The organism is Mycobacterium sp. 3-98 (assembly GCF_035918355.1).
GTDB lineage: Bacteria > Actinomycetota > Actinomycetes > Mycobacteriales > Mycobacteriaceae > Mycobacterium > Mycobacterium intracellulare.
Window position 1 is genome coordinate 2,727,687 of record NZ_CP142360.1, and the last position, 15,731, is coordinate 2,743,417.

Consider the following 15,731-nt stretch of genomic DNA (forward strand, 5'->3'; position numbering starts at 1 on the left):
GATTACCGGGTGGATTTCACCACCTGCGAGTAATGGAATTGCCAACGCTCGACGATGTGGAAGCCCAGGTAGCCCGGGAATCGGTATGCCGGGGCGCGCCCGAATGCGCTTCCGGGCGGGAGCGATTGTCCCGCTTGGTGATCCGGCAGCGAGGCGTCTTTATTGGTAATGGTCCAGATGGTGGGGCATTTGTCGATTTTGGCCGTGGTCAGCCAGACGGCCACATGGCCGTCCCACAGCGAGCCGACCTTCGGGCCGTACACGCCGCGCTCGACGTCGATCAGCGACCGGAAGGCCGCCGGCCGGGTGGCCAGCAGCGCCCGGATCGGGCCGGGCCGCCACGGCACGGTGTTGTCCACCATCAGGCAGTCGCCGGGGGCGGCGTGTGCGGCGATCAGGTCGGCGACCTGGCTGTAGTCCCAGCCCTCCTTGGCGTACGGCCAACGCTGGACGAACAGGTAATTGGGCACCGCGGCGATGACGAACAGCAGCACCGCGCCGACCATCGGCCAGGGCCGGCGGGCCAGCGTGACGATGCAGACGGCCAGGACGATGGCCATCGCGGGCGCGGTGAAGATCAGGTAGCGCGGGTAGTAGATCGGCTCGCTGACGGCGGAATAGATGACGACCAGCGCGGTCGGAATGACCATCCACACCACACAGAAGGTCAACAACCGGCGCAGGTCACCGGCCGGGGCCGGCGCGCCGGCCAACCGGGCCAGCGCCGCCGCGACGATCACGACCGCGCTCAGCACCGCGAAGGCGACGCTGTGGTCGAAATACTGCCGCAGGATGATGTCGAACGCGTAATGCCAGCTCACCGGGTAGATCCAGCCGACCTGCCACACCTGGCCATGGGCGAACAGCGCGAACGGGATCATCGCCCCGACCGCGGCGGCGGAGCTGGCGACCCACCACACGACCGGGGACCTGCGGGACCCTCCGGGAAGCAACAGCGGCAGGATCGCGCCGTACACCGGCACCAGCAGCACCAGGTTGACGTTGAGCAGGATCGACAGCGCCAATGCCAGCGCGTAGCAAATCCACCAGCGGGGCCGATTGCGCCGGACGGCGGCCACGAACAACACCGTCAGCCATACGGACGCGGCCGCGACGAAGCCATAGGAACGCGCCTCCATGCCGGCCCACGTCGTGCGGGGCAGGATGGCGAAGACGACGCCCGCGCACACCGCCGTCGGGCGCGTCGCAAACTTCTTGGTGAACACCGTGACCCCTGCGGCCGCGGCGCCCACGGCAAGGGCGCTGGGCAGGCGCGAGAAGAACTCGGTGGGCGGAAACAGGGCGAACCAACCGTGCATCACCAGGTAGTACGCACCGTGGACGGCGTCGATGTGGCCCAGCAGCCGCCACAGCTCGGGCAGCGTCCGGCTCGCCGCGGCCGAAATCGTGGCCCCCTCGTCGAACCACAGCGAAGGCCGGCAGGCCCAGGCGGCGCTGACGGCCGTGGCGAACAGGGCGATCGCCCACGGATCGAGCAACCTGCCGCGGGGGCCCGCTGCGACGGTTTTATCGACAACATCCCCGGCGCGCGGCTCGAAAATCGGCTCGAGGGTGGGCATGGACATGATGCTTGTTACTGTAGGGCGCGGTCGGTCGAACCGGTCACCAACAGCACCCGCCGCATTTGCAGTTCGCGCCCGTATTCACGAAAAGCGGCGTCATGCAATGCTTTCCGTCGCCGAATCGCGCATTCGATTGTTTTGCCATTTCCGATATTGTCCGTTGGCCCAGCCAGGCGCCGCAAATCACGGGTGTGCCACGCCACACCGTGTCGTTCATCTATCTCCTCTGCATCGAGCAAACGCGATACTGTCTTGGGTTGGCTGACCAACCGAAACTGGGAGGGTAAATGGGCGCCTATCGGACTGTGGTGGTAGGAACCGATGGCTCGGACTCGTCGATGCGTGCGGTGGAGAAGGCGGCGCAGATCGCCGGGCCGGACGCCAAGCTGATCGTCGCCTCGGCGTACTTGCCCCAACATGAGGACGCCCGGGCCGCCGACGCCCTCCGGGACGAAAGCTACAAGGTTTCGGGCACCGCGCCGATTTACGCGATTCTGCGCGACGCCAAGGACCGCGCGCACGCGGCGGGCGCGCAGAACATCGACGAGCGCCCGATCGTGGGGGCGCCGGTCGATGCGCTGGTGCACCTCGCCGAGGAAGAGCAGGCGGACCTGCTCGTGGTCGGCAACGTCGGTCTGAGCACCATCGCCGGCCGGCTGCTGGGATCGGTGCCGGCCAACGTCTCGCGGCGGGCCAAGACCGACGTCCTGATCGTGCACACCACGACGTAACCGCCGCCCGCCGGGCCCGGCGCTACCAGCCCCGCGCGCGCCATTCGCTCAGATGGGGGCGTTCGGCGCCCAACACCGTGTCGTCGCCGTGGCCGGGGTAGATGACCGTCGCGTCGTCATACACGTCGAACACCCGGGTGGTGACGTCGTCGAGCAGCTGGTCGAAATCGCCGGGCTGCCACGTCTTGCCGACGCCGCCCGGGAACAGGCAGTCGCCGGTGAACAGCTGCGTGACCCCGCCGGTCGCGGGTCCGTCCAGGGCCAGCGCGATCGATCCGGGGGTGTGCCCCCGCAGGTGGATGACGTCGAAGTTCAGCTCGCCGATCTGCACGGTGTCGCCGCCCGCCAGCAAACGGTCCGGTTTGACCGGCAGCGCCTCGGCGTCGATCTCGTTGGCGGCGGTCGGCGCGCCGGTCGCCTTCGCCACGGCGTCGAGCGCCTGCCAGTGATCGAAGTGCTGATGGCTGGTCACGATCAGCGACACCTTCGGTGCGTGCTGCCGGATCAGGCCGATCAGGTCGTCGGCGTCGTTGGCGGCGTCGATGAGCAGGGTTTCGCCCGTGGCGGAACACGTCACCAGATACGCGTTGTTGTCCATGGGGCCCACCGACGCCTTTATGATCGTGGCGCCGGGTAGGGTCCGGCGGGCCGCGGTACCAGGGTCGACGTGTCCCGTGTAGGTGTCGACAAGCTTGTCAGTGGGGCCGTCCTGGGCAGTCATAGCGGCCACGTTACTGGTCACAGACTGCTTGTCGGTATGGGCACATAGCATGGAATGCGCCGTGCGCAACTCCGATCCGGGATCGGCATTGTGGCTGCGGAAAAGTAGCAGATAGTTCCTGAGAGGGGCGGCGTTGGCTGACCGTCTGATCATCAAGGGCGCCCGCGAGCACAACCTGCGCGGCGTCGACCTCGACCTGCCCCGCGACGCGCTGATCGTCTTCACCGGGCTGTCGGGTTCGGGCAAATCGTCGCTGGCCTTCGACACGATCTTCGCCGAGGGGCAGCGGCGTTACGTGGAGTCGCTGTCGGCCTACGCCCGCCAGTTCCTCGGGCAGATGGACAAGCCGGACGTCGACTTCATCGAGGGCCTATCGCCTGCGGTGTCGATCGACCAGAAGTCCACCAACCGCAACCCGCGATCGACGGTCGGCACCATCACCGAGGTCTACGACTACCTGCGGCTGCTGTACGCCCGCGCCGGCACCCCGCACTGCCCGGTGTGTGGCGAGCGCATCGCCCGCCAGACGCCCCAGCAAATCGTCGACCAGGTGCTGGCGATGCCGGAGGGCACCCGGTTTCAGGTGCTCGCGCCGGTGGTGCGCACCCGGAAGGGCGAGTTCGCCGACCTCTTCGAAAAGCTCAACGCCCAGGGCTACAGCCGGGTCCGGGTCGACGGCGTCGTGCATCCGCTGACCGATCCGCCGAAGCTGAAGAAGCAGGAGAAGCACGACATCGAGGTCGTGGTGGACCGGCTCACCGTGAAGGCCAGCGCCAAGCAGCGGCTCACCGACTCGGTGGAGACCGCGCTGAACCTGGCCGACGGCATCGTGGTGCTGGAGTTCGTCGATCACGAGCACGACGCCCACAACCGCGAGCAGCGGTTCTCCGAGAAGCTGGCCTGCCCGAACGGGCACGCGCTGGCCGTCGACGACCTGGAGCCGCGGTCGTTTTCGTTCAACTCGCCGTACGGCGCCTGCCCGGAATGCAGCGGCCTGGGCATCCGCAAGGAGGTCGACCCCGACCTGGTGGTGCCCGACCCCGAGCGCACCCTGGCCGAGGGTGCGGTGGCGCCGTGGTCGACGGGCCACACCGCGGAGTACTTCACCCGGATGATGGCCGGGCTGGGGGACGAGCTGGGCTTCGACGTCGACACCCCGTGGCGCAAACTGCCCGCCAAGGCCCGCAAGGCGATCCTCGAGGGCTCCGACCACCAGGTGCACGTGCGCTACCGCAACCGGTACGGCCGGACCCGCTCCTATTACGCCGATTTCGAGGGCGTGCTGGCGTTTTTGCAGCGCAAGATGGCGCAGACCGAATCCGAGCAGATGAAGGAGCGCTACGAGGGCTTCATGCGTGACGTGCCCTGCCCGGTCTGCGAGGGGACCCGGCTCAAGCCGGAGATCCTGGCGGTGTCGCTGAGCGCGGGCAATCGCGGCAAGAAGTCCATCGCCGAGGTCTGCGAGCTGTCGATCTCCGATTGCGCCGACTTCCTCAACACCCTCACCCTGGGGCCGCGCGAGCAGGCGATCGCCGGGCAGGTGCTCAAGGAAATCCAGTCGCGGCTGGGATTTTTGCTCGACGTCGGTCTCGAATACCTGTCGCTGTCCCGCGCGGCCGCCACGCTGTCCGGTGGTGAGGCGCAACGCATTCGGCTGGCCACCCAGATCGGGTCCGGGCTGGTGGGCGTGCTGTACGTGCTCGACGAGCCGTCCATCGGGCTGCATCAGCGCGACAACCGTCGCCTCATCGAAACCCTCACTCGGCTAAGGGGTTTGGGCAACACGCTGATCGTCGTCGAGCATGACGAGGACACCATCGCGCACGCCGACTGGATCGTCGACATCGGCCCGCGGGCCGGTGAGCACGGCGGCCAGATCGTGCACAGCGGCACCTACAGCGAGCTGCTGGCCAACAAGGAGTCGATCACGGGCGCCTACCTGTCGGGCAAGGAAAGCATCGAGATGCCGGCGATCCGGCGTCCCGTCGACCGGCGCCGTCAGCTCACCGTCGTCGGCGCCCGCGAGCACAACCTGCGCGGCATCGACGTCTCGTTCCCGCTCGGCGTGCTCACGTCGGTGACCGGCGTGTCCGGTTCCGGCAAGTCGACTCTGGTCAACGACATCCTCGCGGCGGTGCTGGCCAACCGGCTCAACGGCGCAAGGCTGGTCCCCGGCCGCCACACTCGGGTCACCGGGCTGGACCACCTGGACAAGCTGGTGCGGGTGGATCAGTCGCCGATCGGCCGCACGCCGCGGTCGAACCCGGCCACCTACACCGGCGTGTTCGACAAGATCCGCACCCTGTTCGCGGCCACCACCGAGGCCAAAGTCCGTGGCTACCAACCGGGCCGGTTCTCGTTCAACGTCAAGGGCGGCCGCTGCGAAGCGTGCACCGGTGACGGCACCATCAAGATCGAGATGAACTTCCTGCCCGACGTGTATGTGCCGTGCGAGGTGTGTCAGGGGGCCCGCTACAACCGGGAAACCCTCGAGGTGCACTACAAGGGCAAGACCATCTCCGAGGTGCTGGACATGTCCATCGAGGAGGCGGCGGAGTTCTTCGAGCCGATCACCGGCATCCACCGCTATCTGCGCACCCTGGTCGACGTCGGTCTCGGTTATGTGCGGCTCGGCCAGCCGGCGCCGACGCTGTCCGGCGGCGAGGCGCAGCGCGTGAAACTGGCCGCCGAACTGCAAAAGCGATCCACCGGGCGCACCGTGTACATCCTCGACGAGCCGACCACGGGTCTGCATTTCGACGACATCCGCAAGTTGCTCAAGGTCATCAACGGCCTTGTCGACAAAGGCAATACGGTCATCGTCATCGAACACAACCTGGACGTCATCAAGACCTCGGACTGGATCGTCGACATGGGGCCGGAAGGCGGCGCTGAGGGCGGAACCGTTGTCGCGGAAGGCACTCCGGAGGACGTCGCGGCGGTGCCGGAGAGTTACACCGGGAAGTTCCTCGCCGAGGTCATCGGGCGCAGCGCGCCGCCGGCCAGCGCTCCGACGCGCCGGCCGGCCCGCCGCCGTAAAGCCACCGCCTGAGCCCGCTTTCGCGACAAGGCCCGAATGACGTTGTCGGGCAAGGCATCTGGCGAGCACTGAGGGGACACACGCCCGGCGTCGCTCACGGCTGGTCGTCGCGCCGCATCGACTCGCGGATCTGGGCCAGCCGCTCGGCCGCCGCGCGACGGCGCTCGTCGTACTCGGCCTCGACCGATCGTCCCTCGGGTGACTCCGCGTCGAGTTCGGCCGAGCCCTGTGCCGTCGCGTACCGGGCCTCGATCTTGTCGCGCACGGACTCGAACGTCGGCGTACCGGCGTCGTCGTATCCGGCGTCGGCGGCACCTTCAGTGCTGGATTCGTCGGGCATGCCGCCACGGTACTGCGCGCCGCGGTCGAAATCGGCAACATCCGTTGTCAGTTCTTGGAGTCGCTGCGGTTCGCATTTCCCGTGCTCTAGCCCCGACCGGCGTTAACCATAATTCGGCCGCGGTCGCGTGTTACTGAACAGTAGCTGACGTTTTCGCCAAATCCCGTGCGGCGCCTAACAAGCCCGCGTTGATATTTTCCGCCCGCGCTGCACAGCCGCCATTAGCTTGTTATGTCACAATCTCCTTGGTTATTTGTCGCGAGTCGAATTGAGAAACGATTCAAGACGCGTTCACGAAATAGTTCGGTTCGCACGGTTAATAGGTGGAGGCAAACCCATGGAAGCGGCTCAGCTCGAAGCAAGAGTGTTTGATGCCCCGCGGCCGGACGTTCGGTCCGGCTGGCGCGATCACGCGACGGGATGCTGGGTCGTCGCGTCCACGCCGAGGGGGGAGCCCGATCTGTGGAATCAATACCTGGAAGGCGCAGCGCACAGCTATCGCAGGCACGGCTTGGATTGGGTGCTCGACGTGGACGCGATTTCGGACGGCGCGGACACGGCGCTGTTCTTCGCGGCCCTTGACCCGGAGGGGCGCGTGGTCGGGGGCACGCGCGTCGTGGGGCCGTTGCGCTCGCCCGAGGACTCCCACGCTCTGGTGGAGTGGAAAGGCAATCCCGGCCTTTCCCTGCTGCGTCATATGATCGCCAACCGGCTGCCGTTCGGCGTCGTGGAGGTGAAAAGCGCCTGGGCCAATTCCCGCGAATATGGCAATCAGTCGCTTTCCCGAGTATTGGCCCGCACGGCCCTGCCGACGATGACGTTGCTGGGTGCTCAATTTGTGATGGCTACCGCGGCGGCCCATGTGCTGGAGCAGTGGCAATCCTCCGGGGGCGTCGTGGCCGCACGCGTTCCGGCGGCCGCCTATCCGAATGAAAACTATCGAACCAAAGTGATGTGGTGGGACCGTCGCACCCTTTCCGCTCATGCCGAGCCGGCGCAATTCAAGCTGATGTGCGCCGAGAACGCCGAAATCCTCAGCCGCTTTTCGGCATTGGAAGAAATCACGTGTTGATGGCACGGTCCCGGTTGGCCGCGAAAGTGGTAAACCGGGAAGGTGGTGTCGGGCCGGTTGCCGCGGATGCCATCATTGCGGCTATGGCATCTCGACACACGCGATTTCGGTTCTTCTACCGCGTCGGCTTCACGCCGTGGGAAGGACACCCGATCGGGCAGGGGCTGCGGGATCTGGTCGAGGGAACTGGTGACACGCCGGCGCTGCCCAAGGGGCGGGCTCTCGACGTGGGATGCGGCACCGGGGACTGCGCCATCTATCTCGCCCAGCAGGGCTGGCAGGTCACCGGGGTCGATTACGTCGCGAAACCGCTTGAAAAGGCGCGGGCGAAAGCGGGCAAAGCCGATGTCTCCGTCAATTTTGTTCGTGCCGATGTGACGCAGCTGAGTCAGTCCGGGATCGGGACTGGCTTCCAGTTGATCGTCGACAACGGTTGCATCCACAACATGAGTGGCGGCGACCGTGAGGCGTACGTCCGGGAAGTCAGCGCCGTGGCGGCGCCCGACGCGCGGCTGTTCATCGCCGCGTTCCCTCCCGGCGGCCGGTTCGGCGTGCCGGGGATCGATCACCCCGAGATCGAACGACGTTTCACTCCCGGCTGGACGCTGTTATTCAGCGGCGACGAGCAGGAACTCGACGACAGGAAGACCCCGGCGTATTACTACCTGTTCCAACGTCGCGCCTGAGTGCCCGACCGTCTCCCGTGTGCACTTTCTGGCGGATCTAAACCGCGTTTCCCGTTCCAGGAAACCGCGTGCTGGAGAAGTTCATCGGGATGACGCGTTTGGCCAGGAGTGATTCCATCGCCGCGCTGTCGATGGGGCGGGACAGCAAAAAGCCTTGCGCGCGATGGCAGCCCAGGCTGAGCAGCCTTTCGGCCGCGGCCACGGTTTCCACCCCTTCGGCCACGACATCGAGCCCGAAGGCGTCGGCCAGGGCCATCGTCGAGCGCACGATCGCCAGATCTCCGGCGTTGGTGTCGAGATTCTGGACGAAACCCTTGTCGATCTTGAGTGAATCGACGGGAAGAGATTTCAGATATGTCAACACGCTGTAGCCGGTGCCGAAGTCATCGATCGCGATCTGTACGCCAACATCCTTCAACCCGAACAACGTCTGACGTGTCGCGTCGATGTCTTGGACCACAACGCTTTCGGTGATCTCCAGACATACGGTGCTGGGATCAAGACCGAACTCGTCGAGGGTGGCGGCGACCGTGTCAACGATACCGGCCGTGACGAGCTGCACGGGAGATACGTTGATTCGCAGCACCGTGCCCTTGCCGACACCGTGCGAGCGCCATAGTCCGAATTGCGCACACGCGGAGCGCATGACGAGGCGGCCGAGCTTGGCGCCGAGGTTGATCGATTCCACGACCTGGATGAACGAATCAGGCATCAACAGGCCCAGAGTTGGGTGTTGCCAACGGATTAGCGCCTCGGTGCCGAGAATCTCGCCGGTACGCATGTCGAATTCCGGAAGGTAGTGGAGGACCAGCGCACCGCCACCGCCCTCGATCATCCCTTCCAGATGCAGCTCGATGTCGTTGCGGATCATGTCCGTTGTAGACATCTCCGGGCGGAAGGTTGCGACGTTGTTGCCGCCGGAGGCCTTGGCCGACCGGGTGGCCTGGTCGACCCGCCGTAGCAGGTCTGACGTGGTCTCGTCCCCGGGTAGGCCTGCCGCGACGCCGATACTTACGGTGCGACTGAGCATTTCGCCGTCGATGGGGATCTGTTGGTGAACCCGACCGTGCAATGAGTGTGCGAACGCTTCGGCGGCCTCGACGTCCATGGCCGCGGACGGCACGACGCCGAACTCGTCGCCGCCGAAGCGGGCGATGACGGAGGGAACGCGGGTGGCCTCACGTAGTAGCGCGGCGAAGGACTCGATGAATCGGTCGCCGGCGTCTTGGCCGAGGCGACTGTTGATGACCTTGAAGCGGTCGATGGCGAGGAACACGACCGACACCGGGCCGGGCTGTCCCTTCGCCAGCCGGTCGTCGAGGTGTGCGATGAGCGCCCTTCGGTTCAGCAGCCCGGTGAGTTCATCGTGCTCGGCGAGGTAGTGAATTTGCTGTTCGGCGACGACGCGGGCTTGCAGCTGCGCAAAAAGCGCGGCGATCGCCTGTAGCGCATTGAGTTCTTCGGGTAGCCATTCGCGGTCTCCGAGTTTGCCGAAGGCGAGTGTGCCGGTGGTGACGTCGCCGGACAGCAGCGGAACGGCGGCCAGCGAGACGGCGGGAACTCCGGTGCCCGCTTCGATGCGGTTCTGATAGTCGGCGTTCTCCGGCTCGGGGCGGACCACCTCGGGCACCTTGAGGTGTTCGGTGCGCGCGAAGATGGAGTCGGCGTCGGCGAAATACACCAACCCGATCGGGTCGGGGTCGGCGTTACGCGGCGGGAATTCGGCGATGAGGATGGTCGCGCGGATGGTGTGATCGTTGTGGCGCAGGAAGCTGAAGTCCACCCCCAGGTCGCGAACCAGGTTGCCGAGCACGCGTTCGCTGATTGAGGCGGAGTCCGCCGCGGTGGCCGCCATCAACTCGGCGGCGGCAGCGGTGACCAGGTGGTCCAGTGTGCCCGACATTGCCCTAACGGTAGCGGTAACCGGTGCGCCGCGTTTGGCATTGCCTAGTGCGTCTAGCAATGATTCGCTCACGTTGACGCCCGAGTGTGATCGGGGTCGCGTGGACTCGGTAGCGACGGGGAAGGCGCGGCGGGCTGGGTTAGCGGCGCGGTCGGACGCGCGCGCGGATCGGACCGCCGGCGATCATGGTGAAGTGCAACGCGAGCGGAAATTCGTCGTCGAGTGAGCGAATTTCGACTCCCCGGATGAGTGTCGCCAAGGCGAGTGTGACTTCGAGCATGGCGAAATGGTCGCCGATGCACGAGCGGGGGCCGCCGCCGAAGGGCACGTATTGCCACCGATCGAGAGCCTTGAAGTTCTCCGGGCTGAATCGTTCCGGGTCGAATCGAAGCGGGTCGTCCCAAAGCTGCGGGTCGCGTTGTACGGCCATTCGCCCCACGATGAGCATCGTGCCCTTGGGCACCCGGTAGCCGCCGACTTGGACGTCGCGGGATGCCATGCGTGTCCCCGTAGGCGCCGGGGGGCACAGGCGCAACGATTCCCGTATGACCTGCACCGTGTAGCCGAGCTGTGGAATGTCGTCGGACGTCAGCGGCCGATCCGGCAGGGCCGCGACTTCCGCGGCCACGCGGTTCTGGCAATCGGTGTGGTGTCCCAGAGACCACAGCGCATACGTCAACGCGGTCGTCGTGGTGTCGTGGCCGGCGAAGAGGAACATGACGAGCTCGTCGCAAATCTCGTCATCGGACAACCGTTTTCCGGTTTCTGGATCCTCGGCGGCGAGCAGGGCATGGACCAGGGGCGCGACTCGTGTCGGATCGGCGCGACAGTCCCGCAGGATCTCCCGTGTCAGCGCGTGAAGTTTGGCGCTCGCCGCTCGCGCGCGATGACGCGCGGGTGTGGGCAACCAGCGCGGCGCACGGAGTGGGCGCGTCGCGCGCCTGACCGCGTAGGCCAACGCGATTCGCAGTGGCTCGACGACCTCGTCGGCCCGTTGTTCCAGGTCGAGCCCGAGCACCGATCGGCCCAGCGCGCGCAAGGTGATCGTGCGGCATTCGGCGTCCAAATCGATCAGGGCGTCCTCGTGCCAGCTTTCGCTCACCGATTGCGCCGCCTGCTCCATGTGGCCGCCGAACTCGCTCACCCGCTGCTTGGTGAACACCGGCTGTAGGGTGCGCCGGCGTGGCTTCCATTGCTCGAAGGGAAGATCGGTGAGGCTGGCGCCGATGACGCGGCGCACTTGGTCGAAGACCGGGGTGGTCTTGTCCACGGAATCGTCTTTGGTGCTGAGGATGTCGCGGATGGCCTCCGGAGACGTCGCCAACACCATCGGGGGCATCAGCCATCGCGGCCCTAACTTGAACGACGTCACCCGCCCGCCGGCGTCACGCAGCCGTTCGGTTCCCGTGCTGAATTCCCGTACCGCCGCGAGGCGCTGACGGTAAGGCATCGGATTCACCGGCGGCAGGGGCAGGCATTCGATGCCGTCACTTGCAAGGGCCTGAACCACGCCTACCTCCTGCGGAAATGCTGTTGCCTACGCCGGTCGAACGACCGCGCAGGCCGAAAGCTTGCCGGCCCCCGCTGACCGGACAAGTATTCCAGGACGTCCGTTTCGACGCAGCGAAATTCAACGGGACGCCGGTGCAGACTGCGCGGACAGGTTAATAATCATTTGCGACACTTCGGCCGGGTAGCTGACTGCCGCCAGAGCCTGACGAGAAATCGATCATGCGGACCCCATGAAAGGTTGAGGGTGAAGAGAATTCGGCCGCTGTGGCGAATGCCTGGGATCGTTTTGCGTGAGCGGTCGCATCCGCCGGGGCGGGAGCGCATTCCTGAGCCGATGGTGGTGGACGATCCGGAGTCCGTCGCACAGTTCCACACCGGTGGCGCATCCAACCCCGGCATGTGCGCGGTGTACGACTTGTGCGCTCGCGCGCTTGATGCGCTGCTGCCTCCAGGCGGCCGCCTGCTGGATCTCGGCGTTGGCTCCGGTCGTGCGTTGAGCGCCGTCCTGCGCCGACGACCCGACGTTCGGGCCACAGCCGTCGATCTCGCCCCCAACATGCTGTCCACGGCGCGGGCGCTGTTCGACGCCGAAGGGATCGGAGAACGTGTCGAACTGCGTCGGGAGGACATCACCGCGTTGCCGGAGCGGGTTTCAACGGCCCCGTGGGACGCCGTCTCGTGCATGTGGACCTTGCATCAGCTACCCGATTTCGACACCTTGCGCGGCGCCCTTCGACAGATCGAAGCGATCCAACGCCGCAGTGGGGCCGCAGTGTGGATTTCCGATTTTCAGCGACTCCGGGACCCGGCGGCCGCCCCCAGCATGCTGGCGATCGCCGACCCCGACTCGCCGGCCGTCCTGCGCCAAGACGCCATTGCGAGCGAGGCGGCGGCGTTCACCATCGCGGAACTGTCGAATGAGCTTGCCGCAGCGGGTCTGCAAGCAATGCACCGCGGTCATTCGACACCGGTGCCCTACCTGCAGGCGTACTGGATGTACGGGGCGCGCGGCGGACCGAGCGCGCTGACCGGCGCGCGGGACCCTCGGCTGAGTCGTCAAGCCCGCCGCGAGTCGGCTTTGTTGCGATGGGGATTCACGGCGAAACCGTTCTGAGGTCCGATGGCCCCGGCGCGCTCGTCGCACGACGGGCGCATCACGGGCGCCCCGAACGGACCCGGCTCGGGCTGCGGCGACTGGACACCGACGGTGGCGGCGCGGAGGCCAAGCGCAAGACCAGCACGATCGATTCCTCGGGATCGGTCGCGATCAGGCGCGCAAATCCGTCTTGTAATCGGGCTAATTCGTCGCCGAAAGCGGCCGATAACTCATTGAGATCAGCAGCATTCCGCGCATGCAGAAAGACCGGCGACAGCGGCCTGACGGCGAGGCCTTCGCGCTGGGCAACGATCCATACCGCCTCGACCGCCGACCCGCCGCGGGCGTAGTCACGGAGGCGCCCCCCGGTCACGGTGAGCACGGCCAGGGCGGAGCCGGCGAGGACTTCGTCGCGCATCCCGTCGCCCAGCGCGCTGCCGGCGTCCCATTCCGCAAGATAAGCCATGACGTCGGCCCGGCGCACGATATCCATCAGCGCCAAGTCGCTGGCGTCGAGTTCGAGCGAGCGCACGTCGATACCGGTGTCGGGGTCGGGGTCTCCGGGCCAGCGCAGTTCCGAGACCATCTCCGCGTGCAGATGCGGCGTCAAGTACCGGATGCGGTCGGCCGCGCCGAAAATCGTTGCGGCCCGCGAAAGCTCGTCTCGCCCGGTGAGCAGGTGCAGGCGTGCGCCCTCCCGCTCGGCCGTGACGGTGAGTAACTTGGTCGTCTGATCGTCGAGCGGTTGAGGTGTGCCGCGATGCCGGTTGGTCTCCCGCACGATCATCGGTTCATAGAGATCGGCCAGGGCCGGGTCGCTGCCGGTTCCAAAGTGCATGGTGGCCCGCAGCGGAGACCCGGCGCCGTCTTCGGATACGGTCACCGGGCCGAGCACCCCGCGGGCGGCGGCGGCGATTCTGACGTTGTACAGCGCCGCGCCCACCGCGACGGCGCTGCCGCGGAAGCCCACGTCCATCGTCGAAGTATGTTCTGTGGCAATGCTTATGGTGAGCTCGGTCGGTTGCGCGTCGATGCGCCACGGCTGACTGTTTCCGCCCGAGGGGGCGCGCATGGCGGCGGCGACAATCGTGTCGTCGACCGCGGGGGCCGCCGGGTCGTCTCCCTGGTCGTTGTCACGCGCAGGGCGATGCTGGGCCGCGTCGACCTCGCGCAGCTGGTCGAGCGCCCAGCCTGTGTCGATGCGGCACCGGCCGGATCGAAGCTGTTCGCCCAGTCCGATTCTGCGGACGGCCTCGGCCAGGGCCGAGGCGCCCACAATGACATCGGATGCCAGCTGCGGCCACGTCGACAGCGACCGGTCGATCTCGATGAGCGATGCGGCGGTGCGCGGCGAGATGTGCTCGGCTTCGTCGTAACGCAGCATGTGAGGGAGCTTGTCCCGGGTACTCATGCCTGCCACCAGCTCGACGTCGAGCCCGTCCAGCAATCCGTGCATGATCGGGCGTTCGGGATGTTGATCGAAGCGTTCAACATCGACCCGCCCCCGGTCGCTGGTCGCCATCAACACGGGGATACGCCTGTCACGGGCCGCCAGCCGCAAGGCGACCTTCATGTCGAGCGAATCGCATTCTTCGACGGCGATGTCCAGTCCATCCAAGAACGCATCGATGGTGTCTGCGGTGATTCCGGTGTCGAGCACATCCACCGCCAGGTAGGGATCGAGCTCGGCGATCCTGCGCGCCGCCACCTGAGCTTTGTTCAACCCGAGGTCGAACACAGTGGCCGGCACCCGATTCAGATTCGATAGTTCCAAATGATCGAAATCCGCCAGGCGAAGCCGGCCACACAATCCCTGGACCGCCAGGGTGTGCGCGATGACATGCCCGACGCTCAGGCCGGCGACGCCAATGGTCAGCGAGCTGAGCCTGGCCTGTTCCGCAATGGTGATGTTGTTCCTGTTGCGATCAAGTCGTAACGCCCGAAACCCCCGCGGCCCCAACACCGCAACGACGGCGCGCCGCCACGGGTAGTACGCCCACCGGGTTCCCTCGCCGAGGAGGGTCGAATCCGGTGGCGGGTGGAGGCCGCGCAGATTGGCCAGCTGCGCGTCGAGCCGGTCGACGACCTCGACGGTGGGATCGGTTCGAAGTCGGTCCAGTACCAGACGATCGCCGGGCTCTTCGGGGTCGAGAATTTGTGCGCTATGCGCGGTTACCGTGCGCTCGTCCATGGTGTTTCGTGTATAGCACCTGACCGGCGTGCCGGCCGTCTTAACGCTGCGTTTGGCCGCTCACCGGGCGATGACGTCCTTGTCCTGCAGCTCGGTTTCCTCGGCGAATTGCCCGCGCCGTATCAGGCTCGTGACCGCGGCGTCCCACCGTCGCAGCTGTGGCGCGCTGAAGAACGACTCACCCAGGTAAAGCTCGATGTAGGGATGCAGAATGATGGCGCCAATGCGCAGGATGAGCGGGTTGAGCACCCCCCAATCGGGATCGAGGTCGGGCCGAAGCTTGCCCTGTTGCCCGAACTGATCACCCTGCCCCGCGCTGATACCCACCAGACCGGTGAAGATGACCGAACCCAATGCGCCACCCTCGGCGAGCGCACGCCCGAGGTAGGACATCACATCGGGACGTTCGACCATCAGCGCGGTCAGCCGCCGCCCTGCCTCGTTGAGATTGTCGGACGGCGGTTCGGGCAGCGTAGCGGGTTCCAATGCCTCACTCACCGTTTGCAGGACGTATTGATCGACGGCGGCGCTCAGCGCGGCCTTGGTGCGAAAGTGGTGCTGTACCAGCCCAATCGAAACGTCCGCGGTCTCGGCGACCGCGCGCAACGTCGTGGCGGCGATGCCGCGAACGGCAAAGCAGCTCAGCGCGGCGTCGCGAATCCGCTCCTTGGGCGAAGGGTCTGCTGGAGGGGGCGGGTCGTACGGAAACAGCCGGGTGGGTCCCACGGCCGGACAATACACCCGCATCGCCTCACGATACGGAGGTATCGGATAACCATACCTGCGTATCGTCACCGCGCTTACGTGGCGGCTGCCGTCCTCGGCGACGAACGGTGTTCTCGCCCACAAGGTCCCG

12 protein-coding genes are annotated in these 15,731 nt (G+C 66.3%); 5 read left to right on the top strand and 7 right to left on the bottom strand.

What is annotated here, in order from left to right; all coding sequences use genetic code 11:
• Positions 1 to 2: 2 nt before the first annotated feature.
• Positions 3 to 1,586 (bottom strand): glycosyltransferase family 39 protein, encoded by a 1,584-nt coding sequence (locus tag QGN30_RS13200; protein ID WP_014380345.1) that lies wholly within the window; start codon positions 1,584 to 1,586, stop codon positions 3 to 5.
• Positions 1,587 to 1,870: 284 nt separating this feature from the next.
• Here QGN30_RS13200 and QGN30_RS13205 point away from each other — a divergent pair, with 284 nt between their 5' ends.
• Positions 1,871 to 2,314, top strand: a complete 444-nt coding sequence (locus QGN30_RS13205) for a universal stress protein (RefSeq protein ID WP_008257654.1) — start codon at positions 1,871 to 1,873, stop codon at positions 2,312 to 2,314.
• 22 nt (positions 2,315 to 2,336) lie between these two features.
• Here QGN30_RS13205 and QGN30_RS13210 read toward each other — a convergent pair whose 3' ends face one another.
• Positions 2,337 to 3,035 (bottom strand): MBL fold metallo-hydrolase, encoded by a 699-nt coding sequence (locus QGN30_RS13210; protein ID WP_020188595.1) that lies wholly within the window; start codon positions 3,033 to 3,035, stop codon positions 2,337 to 2,339.
• Positions 3,036 to 3,168: 133 nt separating this feature from the next.
• Here QGN30_RS13210 and uvrA point away from each other — a divergent pair, with 133 nt between their 5' ends.
• On the top strand, positions 3,169 to 6,087 hold the full coding sequence (gene uvrA / locus QGN30_RS13215) for an excinuclease ABC subunit UvrA (protein ID WP_014382759.1): 2,919 nt from the start codon (positions 3,169 to 3,171) through the stop codon (positions 6,085 to 6,087).
• A gap of 82 nt (positions 6,088 to 6,169) precedes the next feature.
• Here uvrA and QGN30_RS13220 read toward each other — a convergent pair whose 3' ends face one another.
• The gene (locus tag QGN30_RS13220; protein ID WP_009954202.1) at positions 6,170 to 6,415 is read right to left on the bottom strand and encodes a hypothetical protein; all 246 of its coding nucleotides are present in this window, start codon (positions 6,413 to 6,415) and stop codon (positions 6,170 to 6,172) included.
• A gap of 337 nt (positions 6,416 to 6,752) precedes the next feature.
• Here QGN30_RS13220 and QGN30_RS13225 point away from each other — a divergent pair, with 337 nt between their 5' ends.
• Positions 6,753 to 7,487, top strand: a complete 735-nt coding sequence (locus QGN30_RS13225) for a hypothetical protein (protein WP_014382758.1) — start codon at positions 6,753 to 6,755, stop codon at positions 7,485 to 7,487.
• Positions 7,488 to 7,570: 83 nt separating this feature from the next.
• A complete protein-coding gene (locus QGN30_RS13230) occupies positions 7,571 to 8,173 on the top strand; it encodes a class I SAM-dependent methyltransferase (RefSeq protein ID WP_248923687.1) in 603 nt (200 codons plus the stop codon).
• 37 nt (positions 8,174 to 8,210) lie between these two features.
• Here the strand turns inward: QGN30_RS13230 and QGN30_RS13235 are convergent, their stop codons facing one another.
• Together QGN30_RS13235 and QGN30_RS13240 are read right to left on the bottom strand one after the other, a co-directional pair.
• Positions 8,211 to 10,076: a putative bifunctional diguanylate cyclase/phosphodiesterase gene (locus QGN30_RS13235; protein WP_009954196.1), complete on the bottom strand. Its 1,866-nt coding sequence runs from the start codon at positions 10,074 to 10,076 to the stop codon at positions 8,211 to 8,213.
• Between the two features lie 139 nt (positions 10,077 to 10,215).
• On the bottom strand, positions 10,216 to 11,586 hold the full coding sequence (locus QGN30_RS13240; protein ID WP_009954195.1) for a cytochrome P450: 1,371 nt from the start codon (positions 11,584 to 11,586) through the stop codon (positions 10,216 to 10,218).
• Positions 11,587 to 11,859: 273 nt separating this feature from the next.
• On the opposite strand from QGN30_RS13240, the gene QGN30_RS13245 reads away from it, so the two are divergent.
• Positions 11,860 to 12,702, top strand: a complete 843-nt coding sequence (locus tag QGN30_RS13245; protein ID WP_225324252.1) for a class I SAM-dependent methyltransferase — start codon at positions 11,860 to 11,862, stop codon at positions 12,700 to 12,702.
• A 40-nt stretch (positions 12,703 to 12,742) separates the two neighbouring features.
• Here the strand turns inward: QGN30_RS13245 and QGN30_RS13250 are convergent, their stop codons facing one another.
• Together QGN30_RS13250 and QGN30_RS13255 are read right to left on the bottom strand one after the other, a co-directional pair.
• Entirely contained in the window at positions 12,743 to 14,875 is a 2,133-nt protein-coding gene (locus QGN30_RS13250; protein ID WP_014380337.1) for an Rv1355c family protein, read from the bottom strand.
• A 60-nt stretch (positions 14,876 to 14,935) separates the two neighbouring features.
• Positions 14,936 to 15,601, bottom strand: a complete 666-nt coding sequence (locus tag QGN30_RS13255; RefSeq protein WP_014380336.1) for a TetR/AcrR family transcriptional regulator — start codon at positions 15,599 to 15,601, stop codon at positions 14,936 to 14,938.
• Positions 15,602 to 15,731: the final 130 nt, after the last annotated feature.